The sequence below is a fragment of the Aquamicrobium sp. NLF2-7 genome, assembly GCF_022359935.1.
In the GTDB taxonomy this organism is placed as follows: domain Bacteria; phylum Pseudomonadota; class Alphaproteobacteria; order Rhizobiales; family Rhizobiaceae; genus Mesorhizobium; species Mesorhizobium lusatiense.
The window spans coordinates 374,966-391,483 of record NZ_JAKSED010000002.1 but is presented as its reverse complement, the minus strand read 5'-3'; the positions used below and the strand labels follow the sequence as shown (position 1 = coordinate 391,483).

At 63.5% G+C, this 16,518-nt stretch carries 11 protein-coding genes and 1 pseudogene; 6 read left to right on the top strand and 6 right to left on the bottom strand.

Features of this window, described 5'->3' with window-relative positions; all coding sequences use genetic code 11:
• Nucleotides 1-707: 707 nt before the first annotated feature.
• On the top strand, nucleotides 708-1,526 hold the full coding sequence (locus MIC97_RS18605) for a response regulator transcription factor (protein ID WP_239801194.1): 819 nt from the start codon (nucleotides 708-710) through the stop codon (nucleotides 1,524-1,526).
• Between the two features lie 341 nt (nucleotides 1,527-1,867).
• Here MIC97_RS18605 and MIC97_RS18600 read toward each other — a convergent pair whose 3' ends face one another.
• The 6 genes and pseudogenes from MIC97_RS18600 to MIC97_RS18575 form a co-directional block, all read right to left on the bottom strand.
• Nucleotides 1,868-2,362: a hypothetical protein gene (locus tag MIC97_RS18600; protein ID WP_239801193.1), complete on the bottom strand. Its 495-nt coding sequence runs from the start codon at nucleotides 2,360-2,362 to the stop codon at nucleotides 1,868-1,870.
• 70 nt (nucleotides 2,363-2,432) lie between these two features.
• A pseudogene (locus MIC97_RS18595) lies at nucleotides 2,433-3,772 on the bottom strand (HlyD family type I secretion periplasmic adaptor subunit).
• The gene (locus MIC97_RS18590) at nucleotides 3,769-5,706 is read right to left on the bottom strand and encodes a type I secretion system permease/ATPase (protein WP_345773564.1); all 1,938 of its coding nucleotides are present in this window, start codon (nucleotides 5,704-5,706) and stop codon (nucleotides 3,769-3,771) included. The pseudogene MIC97_RS18595 and the gene MIC97_RS18590 overlap by 4 nt, the downstream one beginning before the upstream one ends.
• Before the next feature lie 323 nt (nucleotides 5,707-6,029).
• On the bottom strand, nucleotides 6,030-8,021 hold the full coding sequence (locus MIC97_RS18585; protein WP_239801462.1) for a type I secretion protein: 1,992 nt from the start codon (nucleotides 8,019-8,021) through the stop codon (nucleotides 6,030-6,032).
• A gap of 244 nt (nucleotides 8,022-8,265) precedes the next feature.
• The gene (locus tag MIC97_RS18580; RefSeq protein WP_239801487.1) at nucleotides 8,266-10,023 is read right to left on the bottom strand and encodes a hypothetical protein; all 1,758 of its coding nucleotides are present in this window, start codon (nucleotides 10,021-10,023) and stop codon (nucleotides 8,266-8,268) included.
• Between the two features lie 489 nt (nucleotides 10,024-10,512).
• Nucleotides 10,513-10,650, bottom strand: a complete 138-nt coding sequence (locus MIC97_RS18575) for a hypothetical protein (RefSeq protein ID WP_239801461.1) — start codon at nucleotides 10,648-10,650, stop codon at nucleotides 10,513-10,515.
• 352 nt (nucleotides 10,651-11,002) lie between these two features.
• Here MIC97_RS18575 and MIC97_RS18570 point away from each other — a divergent pair, with 352 nt between their 5' ends.
• The 5 genes from MIC97_RS18570 to recQ all read left to right on the top strand — a co-directional run bounded on the left by MIC97_RS18570 (nucleotide 11,003) and on the right by recQ (nucleotide 16,509).
• Nucleotides 11,003-11,230, top strand: a complete 228-nt coding sequence (locus MIC97_RS18570; protein ID WP_239801187.1) for a hypothetical protein — start codon at nucleotides 11,003-11,005, stop codon at nucleotides 11,228-11,230.
• Nucleotides 11,231-11,297: 67 nt separating this feature from the next.
• Nucleotides 11,298-12,374, top strand: a complete 1,077-nt coding sequence (locus MIC97_RS18565; RefSeq protein ID WP_239801460.1) for an iron ABC transporter permease — start codon at nucleotides 11,298-11,300, stop codon at nucleotides 12,372-12,374.
• A complete protein-coding gene (locus MIC97_RS18560) occupies nucleotides 12,371-13,189 on the top strand; it encodes an ABC transporter ATP-binding protein (RefSeq protein ID WP_239801459.1) in 819 nt (272 codons plus the stop codon). Before MIC97_RS18565 ends, MIC97_RS18560 begins: the two co-directional genes overlap by 4 nt.
• Nucleotides 13,186-14,337: a siderophore-interacting protein gene (locus tag MIC97_RS18555; protein ID WP_239801458.1), complete on the top strand. Its 1,152-nt coding sequence runs from the start codon at nucleotides 13,186-13,188 to the stop codon at nucleotides 14,335-14,337. Before MIC97_RS18560 ends, MIC97_RS18555 begins: the two co-directional genes overlap by 4 nt.
• 372 nt (nucleotides 14,338-14,709) lie before the next feature.
• Complete coding sequence (gene recQ / locus MIC97_RS18550) at nucleotides 14,710-16,509, top strand: DNA helicase RecQ (protein ID WP_239801457.1); 1,800 nt, start codon at nucleotides 14,710-14,712, stop codon at nucleotides 16,507-16,509.
• Nucleotides 16,510-16,518: the final 9 nt, after the last annotated feature.

Sequence of the window (16,518 nt, the reverse complement as noted above, 5' to 3'; positions counted from 1 at the left end):
CCTGCCAGCCTCTATCAGCGAGCGCTGCCTCTGCAAACTCCCGCAGCATGATCAGGTCGCTTCGGGCCCCAGCCCTTTTGAATGCTGCAATTTTCGGGTAAGAGCATCGCGCGTTTCATCCATCCGATCCCCTTCTTTTGTCTTTCCTCCTAAATTTCGAACTGCAAGAGGTTGCTTCTGAAACGGCGGTTTTCATCCCGATGGTACTCTGAAAGGCTACCAAAGGTTGTCTCAGGTTAACTTAAATCAATAAATAAAAAAGTCCCTCGTTTGTGGGAGCTGCGTCCTACTTCTTTATCGGAGCAGTTTTGTTCGATCCAATGCCGTAAAACTGGCCAGTAGTACTGCAGCGCAACATACATGTTCCGCAGGAGGAAACCTCTTCGTGCCAGGGGAACGCCATTGGAGTGGGAAATGGCGTGCATGCAGATCGTGCAGGAATTTCATATCCCGGCGCCCGGTTGGTTCGGCTGCTCCTTCTGTTCCTGAGACGGATAATCTCGCTCCCCCATAAGATGTACTCCCGGATTTAGCTTGATTAACGTTCAGTTAATCTGGTTAATTTTATGGTCCCAAGAAAAACGCTAAGGTTGCATTCGGCTTCGGGGGGGATTGCCCGGCCATGATGTCACCACGGCTGGGTTTCAACGTCGCGACTACCACTCAGAGCCGATGTCAGAACCTAAAGTTCAAAGGGGATTAAACCTATGAGTACGGGTATCGCTTTCAATTTCACAAAAGCATCGATCTCTGAAACGCCAGTCAATTCTCCCATTTCTCTCTATCGCATACATGACCCCGGCACCGAGCCCCCCGGAGGAGTAGAGGACACGGGCCAGCCTGATCGAACGCTCGTCATCATCGACAATCGTGCCCTTGAGCGGGAATGCTTTGCCCAGAGCCTCATTGCGCGGGGCGTGGGACTGGAGGTGCTGGCTGTCGGCAGGATCGAGGAGTACACGGCCCGGCGCGACGAGGTTCCCCCTGTTTGCGCAATTCTGCTCAATCTTGGGGGAAGACGTGTCGGCGATGCGCAGGTGGAGGATGAAATCCGGCGCCTTTCTGCCGAATTTGGAAAGATTCCTCTGATTGTTCTGGCCGATACGGATGAGTTGCCGCAAATTCTGCAGGCTCTCGAATATGGCGTCAGGGGCTTTATTCCAACCTCGGTTGGCATAGGTGTCTGCATAGAGGCAATCGGGCTGGCCATGGCAGGCGGCGTCTTCGTTCCCGCCAGCAGTGTGATTGCCATGCGGCGGCTGGTGGAATCCCGGCCGGAAACGCAGCCGCTGTCGGGTATGTTCACGCTGCGCCAGGCCGAGGTGGTGGAGGCGCTGCGCCGGGGCAAGGCCAACAAGATCATTGCCTACGAACTCAACCTGCGGGAAAGCACCGTCAAGGTCCACATCCGCAACATCATGCGCAAGCTCAAGGCGACCAATCGCACCGAAGTTGCCTTCAAGATCAATCACATGTTTCCCGGTTATGCGCAGGCAGGCGGATCGCACGCGACGCATCCGCGCTAGAAACCGCATCAGTCGCCTCCGGGTAATTCCACGACAGGCGATTTTGAGTGGCTGTGCGGGCGGTTGAAAAAGCAGCCTGCTCGCAATTGAGGCAGCGACCAGATTTTGGGGTATATGATAGTGCCCCTGAGCTGTTTCGCCGGACGTTTCAGCAGCGGATTGCGACGCGCAGTCGCGAATGCAGTCAGGAACTGCCCATCCGCTTTGTCCGTGGCGCCTCCGCCCGGAACATCACCAATGCCGGGATGGCTTTGCCGTTGGAAGTGAACATTCCAACGGCATCCGCAGCAGCCGGGACGGCGTTCCCGACCGGAACGTTCCGGCCGGCTCCGTCAGCCTTTTCAGAGCGGAAAACGGTGGCGGCGGGCCAGGGCCCAGATGTCGCGGTTGGTTTGCGCAAGCCTGCCGATCGAGCGGGTGATGTTGGCGATCTCGTCGGCGTCGATGGCGTCCATCTTGCCGTATCTGAGCTGGTCTGCGGTTTCGGAAACCCGCATCAGCAGGGTGGAGACGTTGTCGCCCGTGTCGTCGAACGAATAGATGCAGTGATTGTATTTGTTGCGCAGCTTGGCTTCGGCCATCATCTTGCGGGTGACGTCGAGCACGTCCTTGCGAACGGGCGGCGGCGTGCGCGCCATCTTGGCCAGCCGCTCGACCAGATCGACGCGCGCGCGCGTGGTGTTGAGCGTCAGGAAGATGATGGTGGCCGTTTCCTTATCCACTCCGGCGAGCCCGGCGATCAGGTGGATGAGAAGGCTTTCGGTGTTGGTCCAGGTGTAGTTGAGCTGACCCAGAAGGGTCAGCACATCCCTGAAAGGCGGCGCCGGTCGGTTCATCGCGAGGCTGCCTGCTTGCCCAAGACCGCAGCGATCCTATCATCCGGACCGCCCGGCGTCTATTTATCGTCTAATCTTCCCGGAAGGCACGGTTCATGCTGTCGCGGATCGGTTTCGACAGATAGTCGAAGAAGGTGCGTTCCGCCGTCTGGATCAGCACTTCGGCCGGCATTCCGGCGTCGGCAGGAAGCCATGCACCCGCGCCAGCTCGCTGGACGACAGGCGCACGCGGGCCAGATAGATCTCGCGCACTTCCTGCACCGATTGCTCGCGCAGCGCATCGGCCGAGACGTAATAGACCGTTCCGGTCAGCACCGGCGTCGTGCGCTGGTTCAGCGCCGTCAGCCGCACCGTCGCCTCCTGTCCGGTGCGGATGGCATCGATCTTGGTGCGCGGTATCTGCGCCTCGATGATCAGCGGAACATCGGACGGCAGGATTTCCGCAATGCTCTTGCCGCTTTCGATGACGCCGCCCGCCGTATGGTAGTAGAGCCGGACCACGGTTCCGCTGACCGGCGCGTTGATGGTCGCCCGTCGCAGCACGTTCGTGGCCGCGCGTGACTGCTCGCGCACCGAGTCGAGCTCGGCCTCGACGCTCTGCATTTCGTCGAGCGCCGCCTGCCGGTATGCGGCGAGCGTCTGGTTCTTCTGCTGGCGGTAGCGCGCCATCTGGGATCGCGTCTCGTCGATTTCCGCCGCCAGCCGTCCGCTCTGGCCGTCCGCTTCGGCCATGACGCGCTGGATCGCCGAAATCTCGGGCTTGCGCAGCAGTCCCTGCTCATAGAGCTTGCGCTTGCCGGCATATTCCTCCCTGAGGAAGCCGATCTGCTGCGACAGCGCCGCATGTTGCGCCTCATAGCCGCCGACACGGAATTCGAGGGCGGCGATGTTGTTGTTCAGAAGCTCGATCTCGCCGGTGAACTTGCGCTGCGAGGCCTCGAAATTGAGCCGCTGGCTGGCCAGGATTTCCGCAATCTCGGGATCGATGGCGTTGCTGGTCAGCTCAGCCGGAAAGGCGATGCTTTTCTGCCCCTCGGATTGCGCGGTAAGCCGCGCGACGATGGCATCGAGCCGCGCACGGCGCAGGAAAAGCTGGCGCTCGTTGGCCAGCGCCGAGGTCTCGTCCAGTTGCACCAGCGGTTGCCCCTCCTTCACATGGTCGCCCTCGGAAACGAGGATTTCCCTGATAACGCCCCCTTCCAGATGCTGCACGATCTTGTTCTGGCCGGTGGCCACGAAGCTGCCCTGCGCGATGACGGCAGCGGCAAGCGGCGCGAAGGTGGCCCACAGGCCGAAGCCGCCAAAGCACGCCACGAGCAGCACGACGCCGGCGATGCTTTGCTTCCTGATGGAACGGGGAACCCCGGCATACCAGGTGAGATCCTGGAGTTTGGCGATATCCGTACTCATGCTGCACCTGCTCTGGTCATATTGGCCGGCGCTGCATTGGGCTGCATCGCGCCCGGCCGGGGAAGATGCTCGCCGAACGGACTGTCGGGCAAATGGCCGGCGGTATGGGCCGCAAGCGCGCGCAACACCTCGTCGCGCCGGCCGAACATGGAGATGGTGCCGTTGGTCATCAGCAGGATCTTGTCGACATGGCGCAGCAGCGCCGGTCGCTGGGTGATGACGATCACCGTGATGCGGTTTTCCTTGGCGTGGCGCAGCGCGCGTGCAAGTGCGGCATCGCCGGCCGCATCGAGATTGGAATTCGGCTCGTCGAGCACGATCATGCGCGGATCGCCGAAGAAGGCACGGGCAAGGGCAATGCGCTGCTTCTGCCCGCCCGACAGGGGCGAGCCGTCGGCCGCCACCTGCGTTTCATAACCCTGCGGGAAGGTGGCGATCATCTCGTGCACGTCGGCAAGCACGGCGGCCCGGTAGATTTCGGCGTCGTCCACATCGTCGCGCATGCGCGCTATGTTGGCCTTGATCGAGCCTGGGAAGAGCTGCACGTCCTGCGGCAGATAGCCGATATTGTCGCCGAACTGGCGCTGGTCCCAGTTGCGCAGATCCATGAGGTCGAGGCGAACGGCGCCCGATGTCGGCAGGATGGAGCCGACCAGCATCTTGCCGAGCGTTGTCTTGCCCGCGCCCGAATTGCCGATCACGGCAAGCGAGTCGCCCGGCTGAAGCGAAAAATTGATGCCGTTCAGCACCACGCGCTTGGTGCCCATCGGCACATAGAGCACGCGCTCCACGTCGAGCCGGCCTTCCGGATTGGGCAGCACCAGCCGTTCGAGGTTGAGCGGCGAGGAACGCAGCAGCGCGCTGATGCGGCTGTAGGCGCCGCGCGACAGGATGAACTGGTTCCAGCCTTCGATCGAGCCTTCGATCGGAGCGAGAGCGCGGCCGGCGATGATGGAGGCGGCAATCACCATGCCGCCGGTGATCTCGCCCTCGATGGCCAGGAATGCGCCCCAGCCCAGCAGCGCCACCTGCGTCAGCAGGCGGATGGCGCGCGAGGTGGCGGCCGAGACGATGTTGCGGTCCTGCGCCTTCACCTGCGCCTTCAGCGATCCGGCCGTATCCTGCCCCCAGATCTTCACCGCCTCGGGGATCATCGCCAGCGCGTTGATGATCTGCGAATTGCGGGCCATGGAATCGAGATGCAGGTTGGCGCGGCTCTGGTAGACATTGGCCTCGCCGAACGGAGCGGCGGTCATGCGCTGGTTGACGAAGGCGACGATCAGCAAAAGCACGCCGGACAGGATGATGATGCTGCCCAGATGCGGATGCACCAGATAGACGGCCAGTATGAACAGCGGTGCGAAAGGAATGTCGAGGAAGGACAGCAAGGTTCCGGATACGAGGAAGGAGCGCAATTGCTGGAGATCGCCAAGCGTCTGGTATTCGCGCCCCGACCCATGCAGCGAGGCGCGGGCGGCAGCGCTCAGGATCGGCGCGCCGAGCTGTGCGGCAACCTCGACGGCGGTGCGCATGAGGATGAAGCGGCGGATGGCGTCGAAGGTGGCCTGCAACAGCACGGCCCCGACGATGACGATGGTGAGCATGACCAGCGTGTCGGTCGAGCGGCTGGTCAGCACCCGGTCCGAGATCTGGAAGAGATAGACGGGAATGGCCAGCACCAGAATGTTGCTGACATTGGTGAACAGGAACACCATCAGGAGGTTCCTGCGCACCGCGCCCAACCCGGCGCTGAGGCTTTTCGACAGGTCCACTGGCCCGAGGCGGCGGTGGAAGGTTCCGCTTTTGCTCTCCCTGCCACCTGTGCCCCGGTCATCGGCAACGGCATAGCGACCGGGTGCGGGCGGCGGCTGTCCGGCGCTCTGAACCTTCGGCTGCGGCCGCGCCTCTATCGGGCCGCTGGCGCCTTCCAGCATGACCGTGGCGCCCGGTCTGGCCGGTTCGGGTCCGCAATCCTGCGATTGTCGCATCGTGGTCTCCGGGGCGGGATCGTCGCGCATCCTTTCGGACGCGGCCTCACGATCCGCCTGCTCGTTCGTGCGCCGGTGCTCTGACACGGCATCCTCGAGGGAGAGTTCGATCTCCCTTTCGAGCGCCGCCAGCACCCGTATCAGCGACTCGGGGTCGGGCTCGCGAAATGTCGTGTTGCCTGGTGCGGCCACAGGTGCCGCATTTGCCTGAAACCTCTCCATGAAGACGCTCCCGCCCCCTCCCGTCCGCACTGGTCGTATGGCTCGTATCAACTCAGCATGGTCTGCATCAGATCGGCGGACCCGATGTCCGGTACCCCGCCGTCATGGGCCGTTGCGCCATCACCGGTGTCGGGCGCCAGCAGGTCGTCGCTCAGGAACACCACGGCCTCGCTGACCAGCGCATTGGTGTCCTGCGTGTAAAGTCCGCTGTCGTGCGAGATCAGCTCGGCCTGGATGAGCAATTCGTCCGAATACACACTGCCGCCGGCATAGACCGTGGAATCGACGCCGCCGTCGACGATGTGGGCATGGTTGACGAGTGCGTTGGTGCCGGTCGAGATGGTCCAGTCGGCATCGGCATATGCGCCTGCCTGATCCATGGCCAGCGCCACCTGATCGGCATCGCCGAGGATGTTGGTCTGGCTGATGTAGTTAAGGTCGACCACATTGCCGGAAACATAGAGCACCTTCAGCCCGCCCACGCCGCTGAAGGCTTCGTGCCGGAGCAGATCGGCCGGCGCGTCGGCGGGGCCGGAGGCGAGCTTGTCCGCGGCCTCCCGGAAGGACGGCGGAAGCCCCCCGAAGCTCATCGTCCCGAACTGGGTGATCGACGCCTGGTTCCACAACAGATTGCCGCCCGTCGACAGCGACGCTTCACCCGCAGTCTGGAAGTCGCCGACCGTGCCGACGAGATCGTCGTCGAGCAGGATGTTTGTCTGGCTGATGATGTTGCCGTGATAGACGCTGCCGCCGACGATGATGAAATCATAATAATTGCCGAGCTCAGCCACGGACGCGATGTTGACGGCCGTGTTGTCGCCGAGCGTGATGGTGGTGCCGCCGCCGCAGGCCGCCATGACCGTGACGTCGTTGTCCTGCACGAAGCTGATCTGCCTGATCCAGTTGGCGATCACCAGATCGCCGTCGATCCGCGCAACCTGCCAGTAGGCGGGAAAGCCGGACCCTTCGTCGGCCTGCCCGCCATAGGCCGGGTTGGCGATGGTCTCGATCGTCGCGACATTGAAGGCCTGCGTCGGCGTATCCGTCAGCCGCTGCCAGCCACCCAGCGCATCTGAAACCGCATCGCAATCGCTCCAGACATTCGTCTGGCTGATGGCGTTGACATGCATATAGTCGCCGACCGCGGCAACCACCGGGGCGCCATGCCAGTTGTTGACCAGCACCGCCTCGTTCACCAGAAGATTGCCTCCCGCCTCCAGCCCGATCATCGGAGTGAGCGAATGGTCGACGCCGGTGGGCACCGGCGCATCGTCCTGCGTCTGCGCGGATGGGTCTTCTGCGGGGGGCCGGAATTTCACCGGCAGAAAATCTTCCAGAACCGGTGCTTCGTTGAGGCTTTCTCCGTTGACATGGATGCCGGCGGTGGCCGCACCCTGCGCCACGAACAGGCTGCCGCCTTCAGGCGCGGCGTCGGGCAATGCATCGGCGGCAGCCGCCACATGCTGGATGAAGTCGCCAGCACCAGCTTGCGAGTGCAGGCCGTCCATGTCGGCGACTGGCTGGAGCTGCGCAGCGTCTTCCATCAGCTTCGCCAATGCTGCGACGGGGTCGCCTGCCGATTGCATCGCAAGCCCGTGATTGCCGATCGACAGATAGTCGTTGTCGACAAGCTGTGCTTCCTGCCGCAGATAGACCGCCAGAGAGCCGATCGGCTCATATTCGGGGATCACCCTCTCACCCGCTGCTGGCACGTCATGCTGGCGGGCGGGACCGGCCACGCCGGCCATGTTGCCCGGCGGGATATGCACGGGGATTTGATGGGTGGGCACCGAAGTGGTCACGCTCGCCGGCACGATGTCGAAGGACGGCGGCGAATAGGTCACCTTCGGCGCGAACTGCCCCAGCGTGTAGGGACTGGTCATGGCGAGCTTTATGTCGGGCAGTTCCCCCGCTTCAGGCGGCGCTTCGCGCTGGGCGGTGAACTTCGCATAGTCCAGCCGCAGCCGCACGTCCTCGACTGTCTGGGAAAACACTCCGATGAAATGGGCGATGATCTCGGTGGTCGAGTCCATATGCATGGTGCACTACCTCGCTGGCTTGCCAGCAGAACCGTTCGTCAGGGCCGCCCGCCCCTTGCAATGCCCCGGCCTGCCGCTCTGGCGAGCGGCGCAGGGCTTCATTCCAGATCTGCTTCCCCCGTCTCCCGTAATTGCCCGCTGCGAGCATGAAGGGAAAAGTGCGGAGCTGTGCACGGGGACCATGCACAGCTCCAGAACCCGGCGCTCTTGGGGGGCGAGAGCGCCGGACCCGTGGACGGCATTTTTATCCGTCATCTTCCCCGACCAGCGTGCTGATCAGGTCGCCGCCGACCACAGTCATGTCAACCGTATTGCCAAGGACGTTGGCGCCCATGACGATCTGCTGGTTGAAGGCACTCGTATCGACGAGCGCGCTGGCAGAGGCCTGCGAGGAGCCGGTGACGTAGCCGTCATCGCCGTTGTTGGAGCCCCACACGCCGCCTGCGCCGCCTGCACCGCCGGCACCCGTGGTGGCTATGCCACCCATGCCGCCGAAGCCGCCGTTGCCGCCGGATACTTCTCCTGCCCAGGCCGCGCCACCGTCACCGCCGGCTGCCAGAGCCCATCCGCCGAGGCCCGCACCGCCGTCGCCGCCTGCGCCGCCGAGACCACCGCCAAGGCCGAGGCCGATGCCCTGACCCGCGCCGAAGCCGAGGCCGCCGCCGCCATCGGCGTCGCCGCCGGTGCCGCCTGCGCCACCCATGCCGCCCATGCCGCCGGTGCCGGAGCCGCCGAAGCCGCCGAAGCCGTCACCGCCGAGGCCGCCATTGCCGACGCCGCCAGCGCCGCCGGTGCCACCGGTGCCGCCAGTGCCACCCGCTGCTGCCGCCGCTGCCGCATCAGCCGCCGCCGCACCCATCAATCCGGGCGCCGCCGCCGCTGCTGCATCGGCTGCCGCCGCACCCGCGCCGCCATCGCCGGCCATGCCGCCGCTGCCGCCAGTCCCGCCGGCACCCGATCCGCCGGGGCCGCCGCTGCCCGATCCTCCGGCACCGCCATAGGCAGAACCTCCGGCGCCGCCGCCACCACCTGCGCCGCCGTCACCGCCAGTACCGCCGCTGCCACCGGCACCAATGCCGGCGCCAAGGCCGCCGAGGCCGAGCCCGAGGCCGGTGCCTGCCGCACCGTCGCCTCCGGCCGCGCCATTGCCGTCGCCGGCGCTGGCGCTGGTGTGGCCGCCGAAGCCGCCGAAGGCGTCGGAACCATATGCCGAGCCGCGTCCGCCGGAGCCGCCATCGGCATTGGCATCGCCTCCACCGGTGCCGCCGCCACCACCGGCATCAATGCCGTCACCGGTCTTGGCGAAGCCGCCCGTGGCGCTGCCCTGCTGCTGGAAGTTGCTATTGTTGTGAACCTGCGGGTCGCTCAGCGTGTCGTTGTCGACCAGATCGTTGACCTGATTGAAGACGAAGGCATTGTTGCCGGACCCGTTCAGCGAGCCGTTGAGGATGTCCTCGAAGGACACGTCGTCGCCGGGATCATAGGAGATCACGCCGTCGCGATTGATGAAGAGCTGATCCACACTGGCGCCGCCATAGAGATCGACGTCGGCGAAATCGTTGTCGCTGGGAATGATGCCGTCAAGGCCGACATTCACGGATGTCGACACCGAGGTCGCAACGTTCGTGGCGACATTGGTGGCGTTGGTGGCGACATTCTCCGCCACATTGCTGGCCGCATTCTCGGCCGCATTGGCCGCTGCATTGCTGGCTGCGTTGTTGGCCGCATTGCCGGCCTGGTTCGATGCGCCGTTTTGAGCGGCGTTCCCGGCAGCATTGGCGGCGTTGTTGGCCGCATTGTTACCGGCATTGTTGCTGGCCTCGTTGTTGGCCGTATTCTGCGCGGACTGTTCCTGGTCCTGGTTCTGCCAGGATTCCTGGTCCTGATGCTGGTCCTGCCCCTGATCCTGATGCTGGTCCTGATCCTGGCTCTGGTCCTGATTGCCGAGCGGCCAGCCAGGAAGATAAAGGCCAAACCCGCCAAGCCCGTTATTGTTACCCATGATCGTGTCCTCGATTAAAGAACCGTGCGACACGATCACCCGTCATCTGTCAGGCGATATGGTGCCGGCACGGTTCCACTGGTTCGACGACCGAAACGGCCGTCGTCTGCTGTGTGCATCCCCCCACGAAGATGGACAATGCACTGCTGTTTTGGGCACTGCTTGTTGGCCGGGAGCTTTCTTTCCGGAGACGCGGGACCCCCCCTTGATCAAGAACCCTCGTTCCCATTCCGGAAATTCTGGCTTGTCCGGCGTCTGGACTGTCGCGCCGGGAACTTCCATTGAACAGTTGCACCTGCGTCGTAATCCCATGCGCAATAAGGCAATGGGCGCGCATTCCCTCATCCGGGAGGATGGGATTAGAGACGGGGGCTACGTCCCTTTGGCTACGCGTATCGGATAGTATCCGGGCTGTTTCAGCTCTGGTTGTATGGGTGGCCATGACTCTGCCGAACAAACTGAAAACAGTTTTTTCGATGCATTCCGAGCCTAAACGAGATTCTCCGCCGTGGCCGCGGAGAGCACGCGGGCGAGCGCCGCCGCTTCGAGGCACGGCCGCATCTTCACGAAGGCGGCCATCAATCGCTTGAGGTCGAGCTTTTCCACGCCAGCCTTGCCGGAAAACACACAATGATCCGGCAGACCTAACGGAGCCGGCAAACTGGCGCAACGGCGAGTGACCGCGTGGTTTCAGGGCCTTGCATAAATCCTGTTCCTGAAACTCAGGTTTAATGCTTGATTTGTTGGGTTCATGGCACACACCGCTGCCCTTCAGTGTTTTTGCGTGCCGCGCGCAGTCTGTTCCATTTTTCACCCCCAGTTGCCGAACAGCAACAAAATGACGGTTCAAAGTGCTGAAAGTCGACATCACGCTGTCCGCCGGAGAACGCCCGAATGAGCGATGGCCATGGCACATGACCTTGCGGGAAACAGGATGTGATGTTGCTGAAGCTGGAGCATAGATCGCGGGATGGGCTTCATGATTCATTCAAGACGTCAAATCCGCCACGAAGCCATTTTCGCCGGTTTCAGCAGGCGGGCCGCAAACGAAACGAGCGCTGCCCGGGCAAAATTGGCCATTGCAGAAGGCGATGGCTCTATGGTTAGGGTTGCAGCCGTCCACATCCGGGTTGCGTCCGAAGGTTCGCTCATGTTCCTGCCCGGAGTAAAACAGGCAGCAGGCAGCGCCCGGAAGGTTGTTCCATGATCCGCATTCCCGTGTCTCTTTCCTGCGTGCCGGCCACATCCTGCGCGCCGGTGGCCGGGGGTATCCGATGACCGCATCAGGCGCGCTGGACCCCGTCAGCACCGACGGCGGCAGGCAGGTGCTGGAAGTTCATGCCCGCCTCATGCGGCGACGCGGGTTTCTGGTGGCACTCATGGCGGTCATGACCCTTCTGGCGATCATGCTCGACATGACCACCGGCCCTTCGGGCATGGGACTGAGCGAGCTCTGGAAAGTCGTCACCGGGCATCCCGACACCACCCGTGCCATGGAGGTGATCTTCTGGAACGTGCGGCTGCCCATCGCCATGATGGCGGTGCTGGTGGGGGCGGCGTTGTCTCTGGCCGGCGCTGAGATGCAGACTGTTCTCGACAATCCGCTGGCCAGTCCTTTCACATTGGGTGTTTCCTCCGCCGCATCGCTGGGCGCGTCGCTTGCCATCATTCTCGGCCTCGGGCTTCCCTTCGTTCCGCCGCACATGATCATCGCCGGCAATGCCTTCGTCTTCGCGCTCGGCTCGGTGTTGCTGCTCCAGTATCTGGCGCGCGGTGGCGGGGGCATCGAGACGCTCGTGCTGTTCGGCATCGCGCTGGTCTTCACCTTCAATGCGCTGGTGGCACTGGTGCAGTTCATGGCTTCGGCCGACGCACTCCAGCAGCTTGTGTTCTGGAGCATGGGCAATCTCGGCGCGGCCAGCTGGGAAACGGTGGCGGTGCTGGGCATCGTCACGGTGCTGCTGTTCCCGTTTTCGCTCGCATCGTCGTGGAAAATGACGGCGCTTCGGCTTGGCGAAGAGCGCGCGGCAAGCTTCGGAATCGACGTTGGCCGCCTGCGGTTCTTCTCTCTGCTGCGCGTCAGCCTGCTTGCCGCCACCGCTGTCGCCTTTGTCGGAACCGTCGGTTTCATCGGCCTTGTCGGTCCCCATATCGCCCGCCTGATGGTGGGCGAGGACCACCGCTTCCTTTTGCCGGCAAGCCTGTGCAGCGGGGCGCTGGTGATGTCGCTCGCCTCCGTCGCATCAAAGACGCTGGTGCCGGGCATGCTGCTGCCGGTCGGCATCGTCACATCGCTGGTCGGTCTGCCGATCTTCTTCGTCCTGATCCATCGGAGGCGCAGGCGCCCATGAGCGATAAGTCCCTGCACATCAGCGGGCTGACGGTGAGCTACGGCCGCCGAGCGATCATCCGCGACCTGCACGTCTCGCCCATACAGGCAGGCGGGATCACCGCGCTGGTCGGACCCAACGGCGCCGGCAAGTCAACGCTGCTGCGAGCTATCGCCGGCCTTTTGCCGGCCTCCGGCAAGGTGTGGCTGAACGGGCATAACCTGCTTGCCATGTCGCGCCAGCAGCGTGCCGCTTATGTCGGCTTCATGCCGCAGTCGCTGCCGGCCGGAGTGGGGCTGAGTGTTCTGGAAACCATCGTCACGGCCCTCAAGGTGGCCTCGCCGACGGGAAATGAAAAGCTGCTGCGTCGCAGGGCGGTTGCGGTTCTGGAACGGCTGAACGCTGTTCATCTCGCGCTTGAGCCGCTTGATCGCCTTTCCGGCGGACAAAGACAGATGGCGGGGCTCGCACAGGCGCTGGCACCTGATCCTGAACTGCTGCTGCTCGACGAACCGACCAGTGCGCTGGATTTGCGGCACCAGTTCCACATCATGCGCACGGTGCGGGAACTGACCCGCTCGGGGCGCTCCGCCGTCATCGTGCTGCACGATCTGGCGCTGGCGGCCGAGTGGGCCGATACGGTGGTGGTGATGAGCGGCGGCGGCCTTTACGTGGAGGGCAGACCCACGGATGCCGTTACACCCGTTATGCTGCGGGATGTCTATGGGGTTGTCGCCGATGTCGTGGCGCTTCCCAGCGGCTCGCTGCGCATCGACATCAGGGATCTGACGGATAATGGCGCTGCGGCGCGACAGGCAGCCGGAGACGCAGCATGAACAGGCATTTTCCACTGGTGGCCGAGGCAACGGTCGCGATCGCCGATGCCGCCCGCCACATTCCCGACATCGCCGGGCATCTGGAAAGCCATGGTGCGCGCGCATCATCGCAGGGAGAAGCGACGGTTCTGGATTTCGATTTCTGCCGTGGCGTGCTGTCGCCGCAGGAAGGATCGCTGCATCTGCGCGCCGAAGCGGCAGACAGAAGCCTGCTTCAGGAAATCAAGATGGAACTGGCCGAGCATGTCGTGGAATTCACCGGCGTTTCGGCGAGCGACATCGTCTGGACCGGGGACGAAAGCGAAAGCGGTGCGCCACCCAATTTCCGGCTGATGCGGGTGGTCAGCACCAGGCGCATCACGCCGCACATGCAGCGCATTCGCCTGGCAGGTGAAAATCTGCTCCGGTTTTCGGGGCTCGGCAACATCCACTGCAAGCTGCTGGTGCCTCCGGCAGGTGTGGAGCCTGAGTGGCCGGCTCTCGATGCGCAGGGCAGCTTCCGCTGGCCCGGTGGCCCGGGCAAGCCGTCGGTGCGAAAATACACGATCCGTTCCGTGGATGCGCAAGCGGGAACGCTGGACATAGATCTGGTCGTGCACGGCGACGAAGGGCCGGGCTCGGCGTGGGCGATCGCCGCCAAGCCGGGCGATCTGATCGGAATGGTCGGTCCGGGTGGCCGGGGAATCCGGCAGGCCGACTGGCATTTGCTGGCAGGCGATGAAACCGCATTGCCTGCCATCGCGCGTGCCCTTGAAAACCTGTCGCCCGACAGCCGCGGCGTGGCCCTGATCGAAGTGGCGGACCGCGCCGAGGAACAGGATATCGTTCTGCCGCAACGCTTCGAACTGAAATGGCTGCACCGGAACGGCGCGGCCGCGGGAACGACCACGCTGCTTGCGGATGCGGTGCGGTCAGTCGAAGTGCCTGCTGGTGAAGAGCGGGTGTTCGTCTGGGCCGGTTGCGAATTTTCCGCCTTCAGGGACATACGCTCCCATGTGCGCAATGTGCTCAAGCTTGGAAAGGAACAGCACCTCGTCACCTCCTATTGGCGGCGCGGTATCAGCGAGGATGGTGCCAGCCGTCTGGACGCCGTCTCGACTGTGGTCACGAAGATCGGAAAACGTCTCGGCCTGGCGGTGGGAGACTGAGGTTCCTGCCTGAAAGTCTGCATCGATTGCACAGGCTCTCCTACATGCCGTAGCGGGCATGGCTTCCAGAACATCATGCGGGAGCATATGGCAGCCATGGTCGGTCGTTGGAAACAGCGTTTTGATTTCCCCGGTTGTTCCGGCAGCATGGTTATCCATGCTGCCACCCAGCCACGCGGCTGAACACATGATTGCCGGACGGCTGCCTTTCCCGAGTTCCACAGCCATAGGCTCCCCCTGTCCCGACCACGGGGCGGGGCAGGGTGCCGCACCTGTGCCTGGCAGACGTCCGTCCGGCCACGCATTGTGCTACTGCAGGCTGAACCGATATGCATGAACGATCCCATCCGTTAATTTCCGGCACAGAAGAACATGGCTGCCTCCTCCCTCGAAATTCTCAAATCCGTCTACGGCTATGACGCGTTCCGGGGTCCGCAAGCACGGATCGTGGAGCATGTTATTGCGGGCAACAACGCCTTCGTGCTGATGCCGACAGGCGGCGGCAAGTCGCTGTGCTATCAGATTCCGGCGATCGCCCGTCCGGGTCTGGGGCTTGTCGTTTCGCCGCTGCTGGCGCTGATGGCCGATCAGGTGGCCGCACTCCGACAGGCCGGTGTCCGGGCAGCCGCGCTCAATTCCGATCTCGGACCGGATGAGAGGCGCGAGCTGTGGCAGTCCGTCAGCACCGGCGGGCTCGACCTTCTGTATGTCGCGCCCGAAACGCTGCTGCGGCCGGACGTTCTTGACCGGCTCGACGGGGTGAAGCTGTCGCTGATTGCCATTGATGAGGCCCATTGCCTCTCGCAATGGGGGCATGATTTCCGCCCCTCCTATCGCCAGCTCGATGCGGTCGTGCAGCGCTTTGCCGACACGCCGCGCATGGCGCTGACAGCGACGGCCGATGAGCCGACGCGTGCCGAAATCCTGACGCACCTGAACATTGCCGGGACAGACGCCTTCATTGCCGGTTTCGACCGGCCCAACATCCGCTACGCCATCGAGGAAAAGGACAATCCGCGCGCCCAGCTTAAGGATTTTCTTCGTCGCCACGAGGGCGAGAGCGGCATCGTCTACTGTCTGTCGAAGCGCAGGACCGAGGAAACCGCCGCATGGCTGCGGGACCAGGGCTATGATGCGCTGGCCTATCATGCCGGCATGGACAAGGCCGCGCGCGAGGCCAACCAGACGCGTTTCCAGCATGGCGAAGCGGTGGTTATGGTGGCCACCATCGCCTTCGGCATGGGCATCGACAAGCCGGACGTGCGCTTCGTGGCCCATATCGATCTGCCATCCAGCATAGAAGCCTATTATCAGGAAACCGGTCGCGCCGGGCGCGACGGTCTGCCGTCGGACACGCTCATGCTCTACGGCCATGACGATATCGCCCTGCGCAGCCGTTTCATCGAGGAATCCGATGCGCCCGAGCAGCGCAAGCGCATGGAACGCCAGAAGCTCGATGCGCTGCTGGGCCTGGCCGAAACGGCAGGCTGCCGGCGGCAGGTGCTGCTATCCTATTTCGGCGATGAGTGCGAGCCTTGCGGAAATTGCGACACCTGCGCGGAGCCGCCAGTCCTTTTCGACGGCACGATAGCCGCGCAGAAGGCGCTTTCCTGCATCTATCGCACTGGCGAGCGCTTCGGGCAGGCTTACATCGCCGATGTTCTGCTCGGCGTGGAAAATGAGCGCATCGCCGGGTTCGGGCATGATCGCATATCGACATTCGGCATCGGCACCGAGCACGACAACCGCACATGGCGGGCAATCCTGCGCAAGCTGATCGCGCTGCGCTTCATCAATGTCGATCTCGCCGGTCATGGCGGCCTGTCGATCGCATCCGCGGGCCGCGAATTTCTGCGCGACAAGCCCGCACTGATGCTGCGCGCGCCACGGCCGCCACGCGCGCGTCGTGGCAGGGTAGCCCGCGGCGGCGCCGAGTCTGCCATAGCCGAGGCGGATCGTGCCCTGTTCGCGGCATTGCGGCAAAAAAGGCTGGAGATCGCGCGCGCGCAGAACGTGCCGCCCTATGTCATTTTCCACGACAAGACGCTGATCGAGCTTGCGGCGGCAAGGCCGGCCTCCCGCCGCGAAATGGCGGAAGTGCCGGGTGTCGGCGAGGCCAAGCTCGATCGCTACGGCCCGGCTTTCCTGTCGGTCATCGCGGAGCACGCCTGAGGATTTTCG